This window comes from Cytobacillus sp. FSL R7-0696 (genome assembly GCF_038006865.1).
Classification (GTDB): Bacteria; Bacillota; Bacilli; order Bacillales; family Cytobacillaceae; genus Cytobacillus; species Cytobacillus kochii.
Genome location: NZ_JBBOWA010000001.1, coordinates 3,624,161 through 3,643,750 on the forward strand (window position 1 = coordinate 3,624,161; position 19,590 = coordinate 3,643,750).

A 19,590-nucleotide genomic window follows, 5' to 3' on the forward strand; every position below is an offset into this window, starting at 1 on the left:
GATGAAACCTAATAAAGAAGAGTGATAAAAGATGAAAAAGTGGTGCATTGTCTCCTTGTTTTTAATGCTTTATTTAGTGTTCCCTGCAAAGATGTATGGTATGGTGGATGATGAAATTGGATTACCTATCCAGATATTGCCTTGGAAAGAAGCGAAAGAACATTTACCGAAGTTTAAGAAGTTTACTGTGCTAGATGTCGATACTGGTAAGCGATTTGATGTCCAACGAAGAGCTGGTAGTGAGCATGCAGATGTTCAACCATTAACGAAAGAAGATACAAAGACAATGAAGGAAATTTATAATGGAAAATGGAGTTGGAAGCGAAGAGCAATTATCGTCATTAGTGATGGAGAATGGATTGCTGCTTCCATGCACGGGATGCCACACGGGGCAGGTGCTTTATCGAATAATTTTCCAGGTCATTTTTGTATTCATTTTTTTGGTAGTACGACACATCGTACCAATTCAATGGATTTATCTCATAAATTGATGATTCTCAAAGCTGCAGGTAAACTTGATGAGTATATGGCTATATCTGATCCGGAAAAAGTATCAGCTGCCTTTATAGCAGGCTTGAAACAACAAGATGCTTATCTCCTGTCTCTTGTCGCATTAAACAAGATAGATGACAAAGCGATCCGTTCGATTGAAAATGTTAAGTTAACTTCAATTGGTCACATAGAGAAAGGAAATACGGCATTAGTAGTTAATCTTCCCATTCAAGTGGATTGGTATATAAAGAGTAAAGGCAAGAAGAGCTATCGCGGTTCCATTCGTTTAGTAAGATTCTCTCCACTTGATCCATGGCAGGTCGATGCTAAGAATTTTTTGTTGAAAAATCGCATTTGACTTTAAATGAGCTAGGCAAATGACAAGATAAAAAAAGGCGTTCATGATCGTATCGATTTTGAACGCCTTCTTCATTACTACACCCTTATTTTTTATTGGTTTTCTCCAAACTTAATAAACGTTTTTTCATCTTCTATTAGGCCACATGCGCCGCATTGAATTCTTACTGTTGGACCATTATATTTTAAATGGAAAGCTGTTAAATTTTCTGCTGCGTATTCCTCCAGTACAGAGCCTGATTGTGGGTCAAGCTTAACTGAACGCGGATGTTGTTCAATAATATTAAAGCGTGAACGGTTTGTTTTACATGATGGACAGCAATATGGTGTAGTCATAGACTAGCCCCTTCCTATTAATGAATTACTTTTATTTTTAACGTTCAATTGAAATTTATGTATGAATCAAGTAGATTCAATATGAGAGGAGTGAATTAAAATGAATAGTAAGGATCTTTTACAAAGCTACCGTTCATTATGGAAAAATAGAGCACTGGCAACAGGTGAAGAAAATCCGGATATTGTGTTAATGATAGCAATAGAAAAAGAATTAAGAGATGAAAATGCTCACCCGCGAGTAAGAAAAGATAAACAAAAAAAGTTAATTGCTGCGATTAAAAGAATTAATGACTCCTCCCTTTCTTCTGATATGAAAGTCGCACTCATTGATATACATTTTAAAATTTTCGATACAATCGATTGAATGTTTTCACACTTTTAACACAACCATCCGGTATCCTTGACTTATAAAACATTAAAACTGGGGAGAAACTTTATATGCGTTATTACAAGGCGTTCATATTTTCCTTACTGATTTCTTCTTTCTTAACTGGTTGTAGACAAGAAGAATTCACTAATATACCAGCTGATCGGGATATTGCGATAACAGTAAATATTAAGGAGATGAGCCTATCATTTATAGACATACAGGCGCAAAATACCATCGGTTCATGGAAGGTCAATAAAGCATACACAGGAGGAAGTGTACTATCAGATGGCGACACGCTGTTACTGTATGGTGAAAAGTTAAACACGATTGATCTTTATTCATTATCTAAAGGGGAACTGATTCATCAGTGGACGATTGGTGAGGGTGTTGTAGATGTTGAGGAACTAAGACCTGATACAATAGTTGCTTTAGATGAAAGAAAAAATAGCGTCCGTTTTTTTAATAGTAATGGAGAAGAAACGAGTCATATTGACATCTTTGATCGACCACTAGAGATGAAACATGATGAAGCTCGTGATGAACTCATCATTATAGGGTTTGATGAAAATCTTCTTACAAGTATTGATTTGGAAACAATGGAGATAAAAGAAAACTATGAAATACATACACATGCAACAGGTTTGTTCTCATTAGATAACGAAATATGGGTTGGTGGACATGGTGAAGGATTAGATATTGAAAAATATGTACATGTTTATGATAGAGAGACCGGAAAAGCATTAAGGAAAATTAGTGTTCCTTCGATGCCAGTCGATTTTACCAAAGCTGATGAGTCGATATTTGTTGTGAGCCATGGAACCAATTTGCTGTATAAGTTAAATGAGGCTGGTGAAGTAATAGGTGAAATGAGCGTAACAGCTAACCCTTTCACAATTGAAACCTTTAGCGATATAGTATTAGTCGCAGGGTATGATAGCTCTGAGTTACAATTTATCGATTCAGAAACAATAAAACTGAAAGGATCAGTAGAAGTAGGCGAAGGTCCGTTTCAAATTTTGCTTAGGGAGAACGAGGATTCATGAGAAAAGTAAATATATTAATTATTGATGATGAACCAGATATGAGAACATTGATTGAGATGTATTTGGAGAATTCGGGATTTAAATGCTATACAGCTGAGAGTGGTGAAGAAGGCTACATGATATTGAAGGAAGCTGAAATTGATTTAGTCATTTTAGATATTATGATGCCAAATGAAGATGGATATGAAGTTTGTCAAAGAATACGTACTAATTCAGATATTCCAATCATTTTTCTTTCGGCAAAAGGAGAAGAATGGGATAAAGTGAAGGGGCTACAATTAGGCGGGGACGATTATATTGTTAAACCACTTAGTCCAGGAGAGCTTGTTGCTAGAATACATGCAGTCCTTCGGAGATCTGGAAAAGTGAAACAAGAATCAGAGCAAATAAAAATAGGAAAGTTATCAATAGATAAAAAAGCGCGGAGAGTCCTTGTCGAAGAGGAAAAAATATCTTTAACATTAAAAGAGTTTGAAATGCTTTCTTATTTAATTCAACATGTTAACCAGGCTCTTTCAAGGGAGCAGCTCCTTGAACATGTGTGGGGAATTGAATATGATGGTAGCCTACGAACGGTTGATACCCATATTAAAACATTAAGGATGAAATTGGGTATAGCAGATTACATTCAAACCGTATGGGGGGTAGGTTATAAACTAGAGGTACCAGACAAATGAAGTACCTTACCGACACATTAGCCAAAAAGTTATGGTTAACGGTGACGATAGCGATACTTATCACAATTGTTTATTCCTACATATTATCTTATCTGTTTTATGAGAAATTATATGTCGAAAATGTAGAAGATACATTATTAGAAGAAGGATTAGCCTTAGCGTCTGATTATAAAGGTGGAGAAATAAGTACAGACTTAAAGGAAAAAGTAGCTTGGTACAATGATAAATCAGAAACCGATATCATCATGGTAGATAATCCTAGGGAATTGAGCGCATGCTTTCCGTTTGAAATGAAATATGATTCGCTCATTAACGGAGAAGAACGAGAGCAATTATTAAAGGGAAATCCAATTTACAAAACGGGTTTTGAAGAAAGGTTTGATACTCGTATTATGGGTGTCATTATCCCGTTATTAGATGATAATCGCCTCGCTGGTATTATATATGTCTATTTACCGTTAGAGAAAATTTCTGATATTACACAGGATTTCGCTTATCTTTGGATGCTTGCCGCGCTCATCTTTCTTCTATTCGCCATTATGACAGGTACTTTCCTCATTAAAAGAATGACTAGCCCGTTAATGGAAATGAAGTTAGCAGCTGAACAAGTGTCTAGAGGGAATTACAATGTGCACTTATCGACAAATCAACAAGATGAAATTGGTGAACTGGCTAGTGCTTTTAATTCAATGGCCACATCTATTCAAAAAGAAGATGATAGAAAGAGAGAATTTCTTGCTAATGTGTCTCATGAATTAAGAACACCGATTAGTTATGTCAAAGGATATAGTGATGCACTAAAGTCTGGTCTTGTAACAAATGAGGAAGATCAAGAAAAATATCTTGCTCTCATTTATCGGGAAGCAACTCGGATGGAGAGACTTGTCGGTGATTTATTAGATTTGTCAAAACTTGAAACAGATGACTATCGTTTGGTGAAGGCGCCAATACCCTTAGCCCAGCTTTTGGAAGATGTCGTGCAAAAGTATAGTCCGCGAATTAAAAGAAAAGGCTTATCTATAGAAGTTGATCTCGATCCTGATATTATTATTATTGCGGATGAAGGAAGAATCGAACAAATTATGCAAAATATTTTTGATAATGCGATTAGGTATACTGATGAGGGCACCTTATTACTTGATCTTTTCCAAACAGAAGATGGCTGTTGTATTCAATTGGAAGACTCTGGGATTGGGATACCTGAAGAAGACTTAGATAAAATCCGGCAAAGATTTTACCGAGTAAATAAAGCCAGGACAAGAGCTGATGGAGGTACAGGGCTTGGTTTGGCTATTGTGGAGAAACTCGTTCATTTACATGGAGGGCGCTTGCTTATTCAAAGTGAATACAATATTGGGACAACGATACAAATTATACTTCCGATGGTAAATGATCATTAATTTTTAAAGGCTACTCTTTCTATAAAGAAGAAGAGTGGCCTTTTATGTAGAAGGATAAGGATGTATTTCCCTTCCTTTTCATAGGCAAATGAAAATAGGTTTATATGCTACAAACCGCCTTACAACAAGGTTTTTAGCCTTTGATATCATTTCATTATAGTTGCATAATAAATATCACGAATGTTACCTTCATGTAATAAACGTAAAAGAGAAAAAGACTTTTTTAAGTTGTCAAGTATAGTATTCTAGTATATAAATGGAAACACGATAGTGTCATTACCAATTAATGATAAAAAAACCTATTCTCTAAAAATCAAAAAAACCTACTAATCATAACGTTTTTTCTTTCTATTATTAGATAGATCCATGCAAGAATGATTCATTGCTATTTCCTCCCAAAAATATTACAAAAAAACCTATGATATGATTATGTCACAGCAAGAAACAACAAAAAACATCCATTAGGGAGGAAATAGATTATGAGTAAGAAAGTTATTTTTTCAGTAGCGGCAGCAGCTGCATTACTAGTATCAGCACCAGGTTTAAACAAGGCAGAAGCGGCAGAGCCAGCTCAGGTAAAAGTAGATACAAAGGCTTTTGTCTATCAAACTTCTAATATGTTAAACCAAGATTATATTAATAAAGTGATGCAAGATTGCATGGGTAAATATAATGTGAATTGGAATCAAGAAGATATTCAAAATATCTTAAGTCAAGCGAAAGAAAAAGCACAAGCAGCATTAGAACAAGGTAAAGCGCATGCAGCACAACCAGAGCAAGCGGAACAGCCAGCTAAAGAAGCAGCACAACCAGAAAAACAACCGGCTAAAGAAGCAGCACAACCGGAAAAACAACCAGCTGAAGAAGTAGCACAACCAGAAAAACAACCAGCTGAAGAAGTAACTGAAGAAGCACAAGCACCATCAGAAGAAGCTTCATCTGAAGTTAGTGCATATGAACAACAAGTCCTTGATTTAACAAATAAAGAGCGTGCAAATGCTGGTCTTCCTGCATTAAAACTTGATGTGGAGCTTAGTAAGGTAGCGCGTGAAAAATCTCGTGATATGCAAGCAAAAGGGTATTTCGATCATAACAGCCCAACATATGGTTCTCCATTTGATATGATGAAACAATTTGGTATTTCTTATACTTCAGCAGGTGAAAACATTGCCCAAGGTCAACAAACACCAGAAGAAGTAGTACAAGCATGGATGAATAGCCAAGGTCACCGTGAAAACATTCTTAACTCTAGCTATACTCACCTTGGGGTAGGTTATGTTGAGAACGGTAATTACTGGACTCAAATGTTCATCGGTAAATAATAATCGGATAAATATGCTTAAAATTATCCTTCAAGATGAGCAACACCTGTATCATATGATGCAGACGTTGCTCATCTTTTTATTATTCCTTTATAAAAACCAATACATATTCAGACTTTATGATTTGACTTATTGTAGCAAAGTGAGGTTTATTTATGAATATCTACCAATATAGTTTGAGTTTATGTGCATGAATTTGATGGATACCAAATTAATTTTTACAACCATCTGATTACAACTATATACCGGACGGCTTACTCATCCAATTCTGATTAAATTTCCAAATCGTTCTAATTAAATGATATAATGTATAAATAAAGAGTAATTAAACATCGGAGTGAATGGTTTGAAGGATTTTTTATTTAATAATGAACAGCGATTTGGTGAATCGCTTCCTGAACAAATTGCCAAATACATATTAACGAAAATCATGGAAGGTTCTTATATTCCTGGAGATAAAATTATTGAAGAGAAAATAGCAGAAGAGCTAAAAACAAGCAGAGCTCCAGTGAGAGAAGCATTATATTTACTTCAAGTAGACAATATTGTCGAGCGTATTCATCGAAAAGGGACAGTTGTAAAATCCTTTACGACAGAAGATATTAAAGAATATACACATGTCATGGTTGGACTCATTCAAATGGCACTAGATATGACTTCGAATCGATGGCATGATGAAACGAAAGATACGTTAAAATTAAAACTCAATGCTGTGGAAGAAGCGTTCCTTGCAGGTGATCTCATTGGTTATCAAATGAAATCCACGGGTTTAACAACATTCTTTTTTGAAGTGGCGAATAATAAAGCACTATCTAAATTTTATTATGAATCTGTTTATATATTAACGGTGTTTGCCCAAGTGAAATGGACAATGAATACGATGAATCGTTTTCATCCGAAAATGAAATTAATTACCAAAAATCTAATGGAAAATAAGATTACTGAAGCGAAGGATGTAGTTCCAGCTCTTTTATTAGAAACGTTAGAATAAGGATGCCACTTTTTGGGCATCCTATTATAGCAAACAAAATTGTCGACAATATACAATTTTAGTAGTATGATTATTTTGTATGAAACAAAAGGGAGGAATATCAGATGAATTTTGCCAACAAAGTAGTACTAATTACAGGTGCCGCAGGTGGTATTGGAATAGCAGCAGCTAAAGCTTTTGCTAAAGAAGGTGCTAAGCTCGCACTAGTAGATTTATCTAAAGAAGCATTAGAAAAGGCTGCTGCTTCTATTGATGCTGAGGAGATTTTACTATTATCAGCTGATGTAACAAAAGAAGAAGATGTAAAGAAATATGTTGAAGATACCCAACAAGCATTTGGTCGTATCGATACATTTATAAATAACGCTGGAATCAATGGCGATTTTGCCATCTTAGATGAGCAAACAAAGAAAAATTTTGATGCAGTATTTGGTGTAAATGTTTACGGTGCGTTTTTAGGATTAAAATATGTTTTACCTGTGATGAAAGCTCAAAAAGGTGGGGCTATCGTTAATACGGCTTCAAACGGTGGTTTATTAGGTGCACCAGGTATGGGACTTTATGTTGCATCTAAACATGCGGTAATCGGGTTAAACAAAACGGCTGCATTAGAAGCGGCAGATTATGGTGTCAGAGTAAATGCGGTTGCACCATCTGGTGTAGATACACAAATGATGAGATCCATTGAAGCAAACGCCATGCCTGAACAAACAGAGAATGCACGTACACAATTTGAAAGCTCTGTACCAATGAAAAGATATGCAACAGCTGAGGAAATTGCTGATCTAATGGTATTTTTATCATCAGAAAAAGCTTCATTTATTTCAGGTTCATATTATCGTATCGATGGTGGACAAGGTGCTACATCGGTTTAATTTGTAAAAAAAGAAAGAGTAAAATGATAAACTTACGCGAAACATATCATCACGAGTGGTGCAACAGAGATTGGCTATGGAGCTGTCAAGGCATGCAGTGAAAAAAGGTGCAAACGTTGTCATCGCTAAGGTGAGCGTAAAGATGGGTAAAGCTTACTTACGGGTCAACCTGTAACAGTTGACGGTGGATTTACTGTCATTTAAATAGCATATACGGTGAAAAGGTCTTTGTATTATTTATGGCTTTTTCACCGTTTTTTATTATGACTATTCCCTCATGTGAATTTCTGCTGCTGCACGGATCCCTGACTCGATTGCTCCTTCAATCCAGCCAGGGAATAAGGATGCATGCTCCCCAGCAAAATGAAGTCTGCCGGAGGGTTTACTTACCTCCTCACCGAAATGCTTTTGTTGACCTGGTGCATATAACGTGAAACAACCTGCAGAAAATGAATTTCTGCTCCAATTAAATGTAACGGTTCTTAGGTATTCTTTATAGACAATATTGCCATATACTTCACTTAAGCATTTCAAGACTTCCCTCGTAATATCTGATTGTGACAAACTATTCCATAATAAAGCGTCACTGCCCCAACTATAGCTTGCAAGTAAAACTGCTGGTGCATCATTATTTACTCTACTTGGAATATAGCTAAAACTAATCGGTAAATCAGTTATGACATGACCAAAGTTGTACCTTTCCCAAAAAGGGCTACTAAACTCAATTCCAATTTTCATTGAAGAAATGTTTTGCAATTCTCTAATGGCCTGCCATTTTTTTTGACTAATGCTATTTTTGGGTAGTAAATCTATAAATTGAAGTGTAGTAAACGGTAAGGTAATAAGACAATAATCACCTGTATACGTTTTAAAAGTATGTTGATATGTATCATGGACATATATGTTTACTTTGTTACTACCTTGTTTGATACTTTCTATTTTTTGATTGTAAAATAGGTTCGATGCTAATTCCATTTGAAAGGAGTAGGGAAGCCGATCATTCCCACCTCTTATTTCAAAATATTTGATATCAGGTTGAAAGAGTGGGGAGAGGACACTAGATAAAATCGACATAAATGATAATTCTTGAAACCCTTCAATACCTAAGAGAATACTAATTAATCTGATCGCATTTGAAGATAAAGGCGTTGCTAAAGGGTTATATTTTAAAAAATCGACCATGGAATATTTGTCGTATTCTGAGACCATTTTTTTCTTTTCTTCTTCTGTACTATTATTATAGAGTGTGATAAATGGCTCTACCGCATCTTGTAATAGTGTAAAGGCTGTCTTTCCTTGCTCATTTTTATTTAAATGAAAATCAAGTAAGTTTGGATTTTCTTCGTATTGTTTTCTTGAAATTTTCCTATTATTAATATAAATAATATCGTTTGGATGACTATTAATAAAAGGCGATAATGGCAATTGAAACTTTTCTATATATTTTAATACGAGTTTATGTGTATGAGGAATTCTCATCGCACCCATATTAAGATAATTCCCATTTGTAAAAGGGGACCTAAGCGTGTAGATTCTACCTCCTATACGGTTATTCCCTTCTAGGACAGTGACAGTATGCCCCGCTTGTTTAAGGAGTGAGGCTGAAACTAATCCAGCCATGCCTGCACCTGCAATCAAGACATTCTTCTTTCTTTGTTTTATATTTGGTAATCCATTTTTGATGATGGAAAGCATGTCGTTAGGGTATTTAGGTAGTAACATACTTTTTCTTCCTCCTAACTAATGGTCATCGACATGTATTTCAGATAATTGCCGGTCAATCAACTTATAAAGTTGGATTTCTAAAATGGCATCTTGGTAGTCTGCTTTAGCGCCTTTTTTATTTACAAGAGTCGGTAATGTAATAAGTGTTTGGTCACTGTCCTTTGGAATATGTTCGAGAATGAGTTGATTGGTTGTATGATACATTTTTAATTGCTTTAACCATTCTCGTTTTTGGATTTCTATTCGCACAAAAACATATTTATGTGTCTCCAAGACACGAAATCTTAATTTACTTTGTGATTGACTATTTTCTGTTGTATGTTGAGTTTCTTCTTGTTTTTGCTCGTTTGAATATTGAAGGTCATTCGGAAAGACTTTTCCGAGCATCCCTTGTACATACTCATTGACTTCTTTTTGGTTTAATTTTTCGAATTTGGCCTTCATTTCTTTATTAAATGGGAATTGATTCCAAGGGAACATACACTTTTCACCCTTCCAAAAAAAGAGATGATCTTTCCGATGATGATAATCGCCTATTCATTAATTTATGCAACATTTCTATTTTCGTTAAAAAAACATCAATTCAAATCACTTGCAACATTACTTTATAGTGATTAGTATTAAAATTAAATAATAATTTTAAAAATTCTAACTAAAAGGGGTTGTTACGTGAATACAAAGACAGCGTTAATTACTGGTGGGTCAACCGGTATCGGTAGCAGTATTGCTTGGAAAGTAGCAGAGCAAAATGTAAATGTGATTATTAATTATAGACATAGCGAACAAAAAGCAATTGAACTTTGTGAGGCCCTTACTAAGAAATATGGGACAAAAAATATTGCCATTAAAGCAGATATTACGAATGAAGATGAATGTAATTATCTCATACAGCAATCATTAGCGAAAACAGATTCAATTGATATCTTGATACATAACGCAGGCCCATATATTCATGAAAAAAAGAAAATGATTGAATACTCTTTAGATGAATGGTCTTATTTAATAAATGGAAATCTACAAGCTTTATTTATATTAGGCAAAGCCATAATTCCACTCATGAGAAAGGGGAATTGGGGGAGAATCATTACAATAGGTTTTGATCGCGCCGAAACTGCCCCAGGATGGATGTATCGTTCGGCTTTTGCTGCAGCAAAATCAGGTGTAGTCTCATTAACAAAAACGCTTGCCTTAGAAGAAGCGGAAAATGGCATAACAGTTAATATGGTTTGCCCAGGGGATATAATTGGCAAGTGGAAAGAGAGTGATATAGACGATGCCTGTACAGTAAAAGATGATCGAACTCCTGTAGGGCGCCCTGGCACAGGGGAGGATGTGGCGAGGGTGATTGCTTTTCTTATTGAACCTGCATCTAGCTTTATCACGGGTAGTGTCATCCCAATAACTGGAGCAAAAGATGTGTTAGGAAAAAACCTTCATCAATAAGCATGTCTCCGATTCTTATCACATATATTGTTAAAAAGACTGTGGGAGAGATGAGAATGGCTTCTCAAGGTTCAAAAGGCTGGTATATTGCAAAACTAAAAGAATTTGGTGTCAATAGACATCCAATAGAGTTGCGGAAATTAGAACTTTACAAGACCTATGAAGTCAGAAAAATTTATCAACAGGTTTTAGCGAATAAAAAACAAGGGTAGCTATTTAAGCTCCCTTGTTTTTTTAAGCTTCTTTTAGATGCGTTGTATCTTCTACTGTAAGTCCTTCTCTAAGCATATGAAGAGAATAAAGATCTTTAGGGATTTCAAATAAATCGTAAATCTGGCCAGTTTCATTTATTTTTTCATACAAACTTTTACGTGATTCATTGGCATAAATGGCATAAGGTAGTTTCTGGGCAGCTTTTAATGAACGAATATTTTCTTTTTTTATGCGCATAAAAATGGTTTCAATATTTAAATCATAAAAAAGTTCATTAAAGAAAGCATCTTTGGCTAATTGATTATAACCTTTACCATGATAAGGTTTACCGATCCATGTGCCAAGAAAACCAGCTTGGTTTTCAATGTCATATAAGCTAATTGTGCCTATTGGATTATTCCATTCATCTGTAATGGTGCGAGAGATGAGTTTTTCTTGTTCCTCAGCTTCGAGCGTTTGTTTCGTAATAAATAACAGTTCTTCATAAGATTGAGCTTTATGACGCACAAAAGGGAAGACATCGGGGTGCGTCATCAATTCGAATAAAACTTGACAATCATTTAGGTCACGTTTTTTCAGCATTGGTTATCCCTCCACGTGAGAGTAAACCTACTCCATGCCAAAAAGACAGAAAAGGCCCACCCTCGAAATTTTTTGTAATGTAACTAAAAAATTTCGGGGTGGGAATCGAACCCACTAGAACCAGTAAACTGGTGGCGCACCATTTGCCTTCCCAATATCCAAAAACAAAAGATATTATCGACTAAAAATATTATTTTATGAAAGTATAATACTAAAAAAATAGCAAAAAGGGAATAGATTTTTTACCTTATTTTTAAGATTATTTTTCGCCAAATTTCTCCATTTTTTGCATACCTGATTCTAAAGGTAAAATGGCAAAAAGCAATCAATAGGTGAGATGGTGAAAAAAGTACGATTCATTGAGGTGAAGTGAGGTAGGGGCATAAAAAAAGTTTAATGATTGGAGATAAATGGTGAAGAAACCTTATCATTATTTAGACAGAGTTAGGAGACGGAAATTCTAATTTAAAGATAAATCTGTCTCCTTATCATGTTATTTATCCACCGCATTTGTATATGCCCAATTGCCTGAGACCATTGTCCATTTTGGTTTTGCTAGAAAATGAAAAGGATGGTGGCTCCAGAGTACAAGATCAGCTTCTTTCCCTTCTTCAATGCTTCCTACGATATGATCAATTTTTAAGTTTTTAGCGGCAGCGATCGTTATTCCCTCCAATGCTTTTTGTTCGGATAATCCTTCTCGAACAGCAATACTTGCGCAAATGTTTAAGTATTGAATAGGTGTATAAGGGTGATCGGTGGTAATTGAAACGGAGACACCTGCTTGATCGAGGATTTTATAAGTGTCCCACGTCTTGTTTTTTAACTCTACTTTTGATCGTCTTGTTAAGGTTGGTCCAACGCTCACTTGGAGATTCTTACCTAAATAAGGAGTAATTAAATGACCCTCTGTACAATGTTCAATTCGTATATCTAAATGAAACTCTTTAGCAAATCGTAGTGCAGTTAATATCGTCTGCTCTATGGGCATGGATTCGTACAGGTATTTCTTGTGTAAGTGCTTTAATAATAGGGGATGTGCGCAGGTTTACTTCATTTGGATTAGCATGAACATTATAAAACGCTTCTCTTAACATCCCCATAATGCCCATTCTAGTAATTGAATGATCATTGCTATGACTATGAACTTTTTTAGGGTTTTCTCCAAGAGCAATTTTTAATCCAGCAGTTTCTTTAACAAGCATCTCTTCAACACTATTGCCGTACGTTTTCAAGATGGATGTGGTGCCACCAATAATATTCGCACTGCCTGGCATTACGTGAACAGTAGTTATCCCAGCTTTAAGTGCATCACGAAAGGCAGGGTCAAAAGGGTGGATGCCATCGATTGCCCGAATATGTGGTGTTAATGGCTGTGTTGTCTCGTTCGCATCATTACCAGCCCAACCAGTCCCCTCGTCATATAATCCAATATGTGTATGCACATCAATAAAACCAGGTAACAGAAAACCATGAGAACAATCAACGACTTGTGCATGCAAATCTTGAATATCTTTTCCGATCTTTTTCACTATACGATTTTTTATTAATACATCTCCGTGGAAAGGCTTTGAAGTAATGGGATAGACAATGGCATTTTTAAAAAGTATCGTCGACATCAGCATCCAGTCCTTTTTCTGCTTAATAAAATTCATCCTTAGCAAATACACTGTTAAAGTGACAAAAAAGTGAGTAGAAATCAAGAACCTACTCATGAGAATAAATTTAAAAAATGCCTGCCATTTGCATAAATAGGATTGTTAATCCTAAAATCCAAACATAAACGGCAAATATCTTTAGTGATTTTCTTTTTAGAAAATTAATCATCCAAACAACGGCAATATAACCGAAAATGGCTGATGCAAGTGTGGCAATTAACATACTGCCAAAGCTAATGGCTTCAATATGACCAGCATACATTTCACCAAATTGCAGCACAATGCCTCCTGCTATGGTCGGTATAGATAGTAAAAATGAAAAGTATGCAGCTGTTTCTCGATCAAGTTTACGGATGAGCCCTGCAGCGATTGTTAAACCTGATCTTGAAATAGCAGGGAATATCGCTATTGCTTGAAAACTACCAATAAATAATGCATCACTATAGCTAATATCTTTCATCTTTTTCGCACCATTTTTAATACTATCTGAGAACCAAAGAATGATTCCGGTAATAATAAATTCCCAGCCAATGGTGACGCCGGTTTTTGAGATCGTCTCAAATAGATCATTAAATAATAAACCAACAAAGACAGCAGGAATCGTACCAATGACAAGCAGCATAGATAACTTTCCGAATGGATTTTTTATGATTTCTAGTAACTCATTTTTATAAACAACAAGGACAGCTAATAGTGTACCAATATGGAGCATGGTATCTAAAAATAATCCTGCTTCATCAAGACCAAATAAATGTCTTCCAAGATACAAATGCCCAGTGCTTGAAATAGGAAGAAATTCTGTTATCCCTTGAATGATTCCAAGAATAAATGCTTCAATTTTTGACATCATATAAATCACCTATTTGTTTATTTTTTTCCTAGTAGTAAAATAAGGGGAACTCACGTATCAACTTGTTTTCTCTCGCTTTTATAAATGTATTCAAGTTGTCCAATAGAAGAACCGAAATTTGAAAATAAAAACTTTGAAACTTTTTATAATAATCTTCGTAAAATAGGTATATAGTACAAGAAGGAATAAGAGAAAGGGGAAAACAACAATGAAAGATTCACAAACAGACAGAATACTTGCTGCGGGCATTTATATTATTAGTTTCTTTACTGTATTTATAGGACCACTTGTTATTTGGCTTATAAAGAAAGATAGCTCAAAGCTTGTAGACTATCATGGAAGACAGTATTTTAACTTCCTCATTACTTACTTTGTTTATGGAATCATTAGTACGATCTTGATGTTAGTGCTCATTGGTTATTTATTAGCAGCGATATTTGGCATTGCATTTATCGTATTTACCATTATTGCAGCCGTTAAGGCGTTTGAAGGGGAAGAGTATCGCATCCCGTTTATCATCCGTATCCTCTAATAAACGAGTAAATATAAAAGGCCAAAAAGAAGACGCGAACAAATCAATGTTCGTGTTTTCTTTTTGGCCTTTCCATTGTAAGCCGAATTATTGGCTTAAATACTAATAAGGAACAAAGTAAATGATTGCTTCATTCATAGAGGAATGCTTATTCGGTGATTCTTTGATTTAAGTAGGTTTGGGTGTCAAAGATAGGGTAGCTGATGTATAGAGATAATAAACACGTTTAATTTTGAAATATCATTCCATTATGCGTGTTCGTATAACAAGGTACAAAGGAAAAAATAACTTTATCGGACGGAACAGTAATAAATAAAATGATGTACTTCTAAAAATCCACCTCCATAATGTAGAATTACTAAGGCAGAAACAAGATATTTGATAGTGAAACAAGAAAAGCTTCAATGATCTATAAAAAAGTTAAGGAATCACTTCCATTAATAGCTAAATGTATACAATTGCATGATAATGTTAATGAAAAAAAGGGATTAGTCGGCATTACAATGCTTAATAAAGTTGTAGGAAATTAGGGTTTGAAACATTTGCCATCCACAACCGATATTATAAATTATTCAAAAAAGCTTTCGTGCTACCAATTTATTTTTTGTCTTCATAATAGTGTATCAAAAAGAGAAAAGCCATCTCCTATATATTTATTCATGTCGAAAGATCGCTTATATAAATATAAAAACATCTAATAAAATAGCTTAGCCTCAACATTTTCTTTTAGTTAACTTCTTCAAAGAAAAAAAGGATTGTCCGCGATTCTTGCTTCTTGCTATGCAAACAAAAAATTCCAGCTATTTAAATTGGAAAACATCCTGGCGGTTGCAACTGCTCAGAGGAAAATAAGATCATGAGGAAGCTCAGGAATTATATAGGAATATACTTAGATCTTCCTTGTCATCTACGGTACCAAGCAGAATATCTTTGATGGTTATATTTGGATAGGTATCTTGAAGTTTTTTAAGAATCCATTCTTCATCCCTGCCTAATTGATGCAACTGTTTACAATCAATCGTTCCCTCTTTTATAACGGTATTTGGAAAATAAAAAGGTTTGACTGGTTTGCTAAATGTGACGGCTGTTAAAGGCAAATGTTCCGTCTTCAGAAAGATGGAAACCTTGCCACCATGCTCCCATAAGGCAAGTGCGACTTTTTGGATTTCTTCAATATTCTTCATTCGCAATTCGGTCTGCAGTTCATCAAGTGAAATTCGGGCACGTTTCATATTACGGTTATTAATCATTCCATTTTCTATTAATGGAATCGGATCGGTGATAAACCACTTTCTAAAATGTCTAAAATGCAAACTTAGGTAGATTCCGATTATATACAAGATTAAAATAACACTCATTGTAATCATCGACCCTTCCAGACCTAATCCTTCATCGGACAGCGGATGGGCAATAATATTTCCAATAATCAGCACGATAACAAAATCGAGAAGTCCTACTTGGGAAAGGGAACGCTGACCCATTAATTTGACAAGTATGATGAAAAACACAAATCCAACAATTGCCCGGAGCATCCATTGGACAATAGTTAAGGATTCCTGCGAAGTGAAAAATTCCATAATCTTACACACCCTTTAAACAGAATTAGAAAAGAAGACTTATCTTGATCAGCCTGAATTCATAAGATAAGAAAATATATTATTTGGACAAACTGGTTTTAGCAGTGCCATGTCCGGCACGAAAGCTGAAGCAAGACTTCCCAAACCTCATGACTCTATAAGCGGGTATCGACTCGAGCGAAGTTTCCCCTGTATTTCCTTTTCTCCCTCATTCTTTGTACTATTATTTTCCAATTAATAAAATTTATTACTATAAATTGATTCCAACGGTTAGTTATTCTTTTATCTGAAACAGTGACAAGAAAGAAGATCGCCTTTAATGACGATCTTCTGATTCATTCGTATTCAATTAACCTGCCCCGTTTGTTAAACAAGAAAAAAAGAACGCTCCAGCAATCCTCATCTTTAACTCTTGCATCCGTTAGTTCAATAAGAATTTAATTACTTTAACTAAATATTTTGTGGAAGGGTGTAGTAGAAAAATAGACGCAATTCAACACTCGTGCCAGTTCTCCTTCACTATATTTAAAATAGAGACGGTGCATAAAAAAATTAATTCAATTAAGCCATAGCGTTTCGCTAGAACTAGAGCGTCTCATCCAATTTCTGAATCTTTGAGTCGGAAATTAAATATACATTGCCAAAAACGTCGATTTTGTCTTCTTTTACACGTACAGCGCAATCTTTGTTTGACGCATAAATATTTATTTCTTCCGATAGGGGAGATAGTTCGCTTTGAACCAGTGCCATGTTATTTTCAAGATCAAAATGAGACAGGACGGAAAAATTATCAAGACCGATTCCGTCGTAAACAGAGCTCATTTCAACTTTATCTCCAAAGTTTTTCGAGCATAACCATTTAGCGGACATGTTGATTGCCCCAGCGCTTGCTCCCATTACAACGGCGTTGCTTTTTTTAATCGAATCCGATAATTCATACTCCATCAAAAAACCATTTTGATTAAGGATATTGCCACCCAACAAGAAAATGACGGAAGCATTTTGAATTATCGTTTGGGCATCTTCCTTCTGTAAGCGATAATTAATTAAATGATATTCATTAAACATAATGCCAGCCTGGTCAAGCCACGACCGTTCAGTAGCACCATCATCTTCAAAAACAGATGGATTCGAGCTAATCATAGCAAGCGATTTTCTATCAGTTATATCCTCCTGTAACGCCCTACCCAGATTCTCTGAAAAAAAATTGTTAAACCAACCTAAATAATAGTGAGTTTTCATAAGTACCTCCCCAGCAAAGTGTAAATAACATTTATTCTTGAGTCACTCATTCTGTTTTCTTGTCACTCTCAATATGGCCGATTGTTAAACACAATTTAAACAACACTGTTCGACTAGCCTGCCCTGGTTGTTAAACAAGAAAAAAAGAACGCTCCAGCGATAATCATCTTTAACTCTTGCACCCGTTCGTAATATAAGGTTAGCCAGATTTTTCTAGTTGACCTATTTTTATAAGAAAATATAATAATTCCGCAAATCACTGTTACTCCTATAAAAGTAAACAAGTAAAGAAAAGGAGAATTAGCTTTACCAAAATCTACTCACTTTGAAGTGTCTCTACTTTATCCCACGCACTTGATATATCTGGTTTGTAGTTTCTTGTTTTGATATAACCGACTAACATCATACCGACTATATAGATTATATGAATTATAATTGAACCAATAAATACTTGTATAATTATCTTCATTTAGACAACCTCATTTATATCTACATTACCATAATAACCCATATTATTCTTCAAGTAACCTGCGTATTATGTTAATAACGACAAAGAAAGCTGCCTCAGCAACCCTCCTACTTATACTTAATCACCCGTTTGTTTAAAACGATTGATGTTCTAATTCTTCATAATACTTTTTAGGATTATCAATATTTTTTTCAATGAAATATTTAGCTTGCTGCTTGAACAGATTTATGTAAGAATCTTGGCTCATTGATAAATCTCCTAATTCATCAACACTTCCCTCGACTTGAAAGGTGTTCGAGGTTACATCCACAACGACAGTCATATATGTTTTATTTTTATATGAGACCGTACCAACCACTTGTTTCTGTTCTAAATCAACCCTAGTAAATTCGTGTTTAACTCCTGATGGTTTAAAGGTTGTATATCTAACATTAGATTTAAATGTGCTTTTCGTTATAAAGAGCAAGCCAACAAGTGTTAAAGAAAACAATAAAACTAAGTAAACTTTATTCCTCAATTTTTTTACCTTCACTAAGTAATTTTTACTTTCTGATTATTATTTCATATTATTGGTTATTGTGCTATACTGCCCCCTTAGTACAACAAGAAAACAGATGCTACCTCTGCAAACCCTTTAATAAATTATTTTGTCGAATGAGAGGAAAGTCCTCTCCCGATAAGGTTTGCAGAAACCGGTTTCCTTCCCAATTCTCTTGCCCAAATTGATAATTGTCCTATATGGTGAATTTCGTGAGCAATGGCATGGCGCATAACTTCACCCCAAGTATCTGTTACAATTCTTCCATCTGGCAGGGTATCGTAAAATAATTGATTTTCCATACTTGCATCCCATTTGTTCACAAAGTTCTCTACTTCCATATGAAATTCTGCGTCCAATTTTCGAACCTTGTCCAAGCTGTTATAATAATCAAAACTCTCCTGAAAGTCCGCTTTTCCCTGTAATAGACGTATCCAGCTCCACTCGACATCAACAATATGGAAAAGTGTATGTAATATACTGCCCATACCACCAGTTCGATTTTGCAAAAGCTCTTCCTCACTTAAATCTTCACACCAGTTATACCAATCTTTTCGTATCATCCAGTTATATTTAAAAAGTGTTTGCAATAAAACCCCTCCGCAATAAAAAATATTAACCTTAAAATATACGTTTGGAATATAAAAAACTTTACTTACTATATACTATTTCTTCAGTCATAGTTTAAATTCCTTGTTCAACTAACCTGCCCGGTAGTTCAAGAAGAACTGACAAAATCACGATGTATGCTCTTCATTTTTAAATAACTTTATTATTTTTTAAATAACATTATTATTCGTGAACAGCTGACCTTGTTTAATAAAAGGAGTGGGGTAGCTTCTTAGCAAACTTTTTTATATGCATTCACTAGGACAGAGCACACTATGCTATTTTCGTT

General features: G+C 35.0%; 22 protein-coding genes and 1 pseudogene. 12 read left to right on the forward strand and 11 right to left on the reverse strand.

Features of this window, described 5'->3' with window-relative positions:
• The first annotated feature begins 31 nt into the window (after positions 1-31).
• On the forward strand, positions 32-850 hold the full coding sequence (locus tag MKX29_RS18715) for a hypothetical protein (RefSeq protein ID WP_341107032.1): 819 nt from the start codon (positions 32-34) through the stop codon (positions 848-850).
• Positions 851-942: 92 nt separating this feature from the next.
• Here MKX29_RS18715 and MKX29_RS18720 read toward each other — a convergent pair whose 3' ends face one another.
• Positions 943-1,185 carry a DNA alkylation repair protein gene (locus tag MKX29_RS18720; protein ID WP_095372909.1) on the reverse strand — a complete coding sequence of 81 codons (243 nt, stop codon included), beginning with the start codon at positions 1,183-1,185 and terminating at the stop codon, positions 943-945.
• A 100-nt stretch (positions 1,186-1,285) separates the two neighbouring features.
• Between MKX29_RS18720 and MKX29_RS18725 the strand changes: the two genes are divergently transcribed.
• From MKX29_RS18725 to MKX29_RS18755, 7 genes are all read left to right on the forward strand, one after another.
• The gene (locus MKX29_RS18725; protein WP_341107034.1) at positions 1,286-1,549 is read left to right on the forward strand and encodes a hypothetical protein; all 264 of its coding nucleotides are present in this window, start codon (positions 1,286-1,288) and stop codon (positions 1,547-1,549) included.
• 74 nt (positions 1,550-1,623) lie between these two features.
• Positions 1,624-2,598 carry a YncE family protein gene (locus MKX29_RS18730; protein WP_251161831.1) on the forward strand — a complete coding sequence of 325 codons (975 nt, stop codon included), beginning with the start codon at positions 1,624-1,626 and terminating at the stop codon, positions 2,596-2,598.
• Positions 2,595-3,275 carry a response regulator transcription factor gene (locus tag MKX29_RS18735; RefSeq protein WP_224937575.1) on the forward strand — a complete coding sequence of 227 codons (681 nt, stop codon included), beginning with the start codon at positions 2,595-2,597 and terminating at the stop codon, positions 3,273-3,275. The genes MKX29_RS18730 and MKX29_RS18735 overlap by 4 nt, the downstream gene beginning before the upstream one ends.
• Positions 3,272-4,675, forward strand: a complete 1,404-nt coding sequence (locus MKX29_RS18740) for a sensor histidine kinase (RefSeq protein WP_341107038.1) — start codon at positions 3,272-3,274, stop codon at positions 4,673-4,675. Before MKX29_RS18735 ends, MKX29_RS18740 begins: the two co-directional genes overlap by 4 nt.
• 479 nt (positions 4,676-5,154) lie before the next feature.
• Positions 5,155-5,997, forward strand: coding sequence for a CAP domain-containing protein (locus tag MKX29_RS18745; protein WP_341107041.1), 843 nt, complete (start codon positions 5,155-5,157; stop codon positions 5,995-5,997).
• A gap of 346 nt (positions 5,998-6,343) precedes the next feature.
• Positions 6,344-6,988, forward strand: a complete 645-nt coding sequence (locus tag MKX29_RS18750; RefSeq protein WP_251161828.1) for a GntR family transcriptional regulator — start codon at positions 6,344-6,346, stop codon at positions 6,986-6,988.
• A gap of 104 nt (positions 6,989-7,092) precedes the next feature.
• The gene (locus MKX29_RS18755; protein ID WP_224937579.1) at positions 7,093-7,863 is read left to right on the forward strand and encodes an SDR family NAD(P)-dependent oxidoreductase; all 771 of its coding nucleotides are present in this window, start codon (positions 7,093-7,095) and stop codon (positions 7,861-7,863) included.
• A 267-nt stretch (positions 7,864-8,130) separates the two neighbouring features.
• On the opposite strand, the gene MKX29_RS18760 is transcribed toward MKX29_RS18755, so the two are convergent.
• Together MKX29_RS18760 and MKX29_RS18765 are read right to left on the reverse strand one after the other, a co-directional pair.
• The gene (locus tag MKX29_RS18760; RefSeq protein WP_341107044.1) at positions 8,131-9,585 is read right to left on the reverse strand and encodes a flavin monoamine oxidase family protein; all 1,455 of its coding nucleotides are present in this window, start codon (positions 9,583-9,585) and stop codon (positions 8,131-8,133) included.
• An 18-nt stretch (positions 9,586-9,603) separates the two neighbouring features.
• Positions 9,604-10,068, reverse strand: coding sequence for an Hsp20/alpha crystallin family protein (locus MKX29_RS18765; protein WP_224937581.1), 465 nt, complete (start codon positions 10,066-10,068; stop codon positions 9,604-9,606).
• A 189-nt stretch (positions 10,069-10,257) separates the two neighbouring features.
• On the opposite strand from MKX29_RS18765, the gene MKX29_RS18770 reads away from it, so the two are divergent.
• Together MKX29_RS18770 and MKX29_RS18775 are read left to right on the forward strand one after the other, a co-directional pair.
• On the forward strand, positions 10,258-11,031 hold the full coding sequence (locus MKX29_RS18770; RefSeq protein WP_224937582.1) for an SDR family oxidoreductase: 774 nt from the start codon (positions 10,258-10,260) through the stop codon (positions 11,029-11,031).
• Between the two features lie 56 nt (positions 11,032-11,087).
• Positions 11,088-11,243: a DUF2639 domain-containing protein gene (locus MKX29_RS18775; RefSeq protein WP_341055961.1), complete on the forward strand. Its 156-nt coding sequence runs from the start codon at positions 11,088-11,090 to the stop codon at positions 11,241-11,243.
• Positions 11,244-11,265: 22 nt separating this feature from the next.
• On the opposite strand, the gene MKX29_RS18780 is transcribed toward MKX29_RS18775, so the two are convergent.
• From MKX29_RS18780 to MKX29_RS18790, 3 genes and pseudogenes are all read right to left on the reverse strand, one after another.
• Positions 11,266-11,826: a GNAT family N-acetyltransferase gene (locus MKX29_RS18780; RefSeq protein WP_224937583.1), complete on the reverse strand. Its 561-nt coding sequence runs from the start codon at positions 11,824-11,826 to the stop codon at positions 11,266-11,268.
• A gap of 493 nt (positions 11,827-12,319) precedes the next feature.
• A pseudogene (locus MKX29_RS18785) lies at positions 12,320-13,445 on the reverse strand (amidohydrolase family protein).
• Positions 13,446-13,551: 106 nt separating this feature from the next.
• Positions 13,552-14,331: an undecaprenyl-diphosphate phosphatase gene (locus MKX29_RS18790; protein ID WP_224937585.1), complete on the reverse strand. Its 780-nt coding sequence runs from the start codon at positions 14,329-14,331 to the stop codon at positions 13,552-13,554.
• 211 nt (positions 14,332-14,542) lie between these two features.
• Between MKX29_RS18790 and MKX29_RS18795 the strand changes: the two genes are divergently transcribed.
• Positions 14,543-14,866: a DUF4870 domain-containing protein gene (locus MKX29_RS18795; protein WP_191811190.1), complete on the forward strand. Its 324-nt coding sequence runs from the start codon at positions 14,543-14,545 to the stop codon at positions 14,864-14,866.
• A 374-nt stretch (positions 14,867-15,240) separates the two neighbouring features.
• Positions 15,241-15,396 (forward strand): YkoP family protein, encoded by a 156-nt coding sequence (locus MKX29_RS24525; protein ID WP_445293186.1) that lies wholly within the window; start codon positions 15,241-15,243, stop codon positions 15,394-15,396.
• Positions 15,397-15,732: 336 nt separating this feature from the next.
• Here MKX29_RS24525 and MKX29_RS18800 read toward each other — a convergent pair whose 3' ends face one another.
• The 5 genes from MKX29_RS18800 to MKX29_RS18820 form a co-directional block, all read right to left on the reverse strand.
• Positions 15,733-16,443 (reverse strand): DUF421 domain-containing protein, encoded by a 711-nt coding sequence (locus tag MKX29_RS18800; protein WP_224937586.1) that lies wholly within the window; start codon positions 16,441-16,443, stop codon positions 15,733-15,735.
• Between the two features lie 585 nt (positions 16,444-17,028).
• Positions 17,029-17,685, reverse strand: coding sequence for a Type 1 glutamine amidotransferase-like domain-containing protein (locus MKX29_RS18805; protein WP_341107046.1), 657 nt, complete (start codon positions 17,683-17,685; stop codon positions 17,029-17,031).
• 316 nt (positions 17,686-18,001) lie between these two features.
• Positions 18,002-18,154 (reverse strand): hypothetical protein, encoded by a 153-nt coding sequence (locus MKX29_RS18810; protein ID WP_341095210.1) that lies wholly within the window; start codon positions 18,152-18,154, stop codon positions 18,002-18,004.
• Positions 18,155-18,287: 133 nt separating this feature from the next.
• The gene (locus MKX29_RS18815; RefSeq protein WP_341107049.1) at positions 18,288-18,671 is read right to left on the reverse strand and encodes a hypothetical protein; all 384 of its coding nucleotides are present in this window, start codon (positions 18,669-18,671) and stop codon (positions 18,288-18,290) included.
• 125 nt (positions 18,672-18,796) lie between these two features.
• Positions 18,797-19,282 carry a DinB family protein gene (locus MKX29_RS18820; protein WP_341107051.1) on the reverse strand — a complete coding sequence of 162 codons (486 nt, stop codon included), beginning with the start codon at positions 19,280-19,282 and terminating at the stop codon, positions 18,797-18,799.
• Positions 19,283-19,590 lie beyond the last annotated feature (308 nt).

What these genes read in the sequence shown, in the direction of transcription:
- MKX29_RS18725 (WP_341107034.1), top strand. Translation starts at nt 1,286, where the DNA reads ATGAATAGTAAGGATCTTTTACAAAGCTACCGTTCATTATGGAAAAAT.
- MKX29_RS18800 (WP_224937586.1), bottom strand. Translation starts at nt 16,443, where the DNA reads ATGGAATTTTTCACTTCGCAGGAATCCTTAACTATTGTCCAATGGATG.
- MKX29_RS18780 (WP_224937583.1), bottom strand. Translation starts at nt 11,826, where the DNA reads ATGCTGAAAAAACGTGACCTAAATGATTGTCAAGTTTTATTCGAATTG.
- MKX29_RS18730 (WP_251161831.1), top strand. Translation starts at nt 1,624, where the DNA reads ATGCGTTATTACAAGGCGTTCATATTTTCCTTACTGATTTCTTCTTTC.
- MKX29_RS18760 (WP_341107044.1), bottom strand. Translation starts at nt 9,585, where the DNA reads ATGTTACTACCTAAATACCCTAACGACATGCTTTCCATCATCAAAAAT.
- MKX29_RS18740 (WP_341107038.1), top strand. Translation starts at nt 3,272, where the DNA reads ATGAAGTACCTTACCGACACATTAGCCAAAAAGTTATGGTTAACGGTG.
- MKX29_RS18765 (WP_224937581.1), bottom strand. Translation starts at nt 10,068, where the DNA reads ATGTTCCCTTGGAATCAATTCCCATTTAATAAAGAAATGAAGGCCAAA.
- MKX29_RS18745 (WP_341107041.1), top strand. Translation starts at nt 5,155, where the DNA reads ATGAGTAAGAAAGTTATTTTTTCAGTAGCGGCAGCAGCTGCATTACTA.
- MKX29_RS18755 (WP_224937579.1), top strand. Translation starts at nt 7,093, where the DNA reads ATGAATTTTGCCAACAAAGTAGTACTAATTACAGGTGCCGCAGGTGGT.
- MKX29_RS18735 (WP_224937575.1), top strand. Translation starts at nt 2,595, where the DNA reads ATGAGAAAAGTAAATATATTAATTATTGATGATGAACCAGATATGAGA.
- MKX29_RS18775 (WP_341055961.1), top strand. Translation starts at nt 11,088, where the DNA reads ATGGCTTCTCAAGGTTCAAAAGGCTGGTATATTGCAAAACTAAAAGAA.
- MKX29_RS18810 (WP_341095210.1), bottom strand. Translation starts at nt 18,154, where the DNA reads ATGAAGATAATTATACAAGTATTTATTGGTTCAATTATAATTCATATA.
- MKX29_RS18720 (WP_095372909.1), bottom strand. Translation starts at nt 1,185, where the DNA reads ATGACTACACCATATTGCTGTCCATCATGTAAAACAAACCGTTCACGC.
- MKX29_RS18805 (WP_341107046.1), bottom strand. Translation starts at nt 17,685, where the DNA reads ATGAAAACTCACTATTATTTAGGTTGGTTTAACAATTTTTTTTCAGAG.
- MKX29_RS18790 (WP_224937585.1), bottom strand. Translation starts at nt 14,331, where the DNA reads ATGTCAAAAATTGAAGCATTTATTCTTGGAATCATTCAAGGGATAACA.
- MKX29_RS18795 (WP_191811190.1), top strand. Translation starts at nt 14,543, where the DNA reads ATGAAAGATTCACAAACAGACAGAATACTTGCTGCGGGCATTTATATT.
- MKX29_RS18715 (WP_341107032.1), top strand. Translation starts at nt 32, where the DNA reads ATGAAAAAGTGGTGCATTGTCTCCTTGTTTTTAATGCTTTATTTAGTG.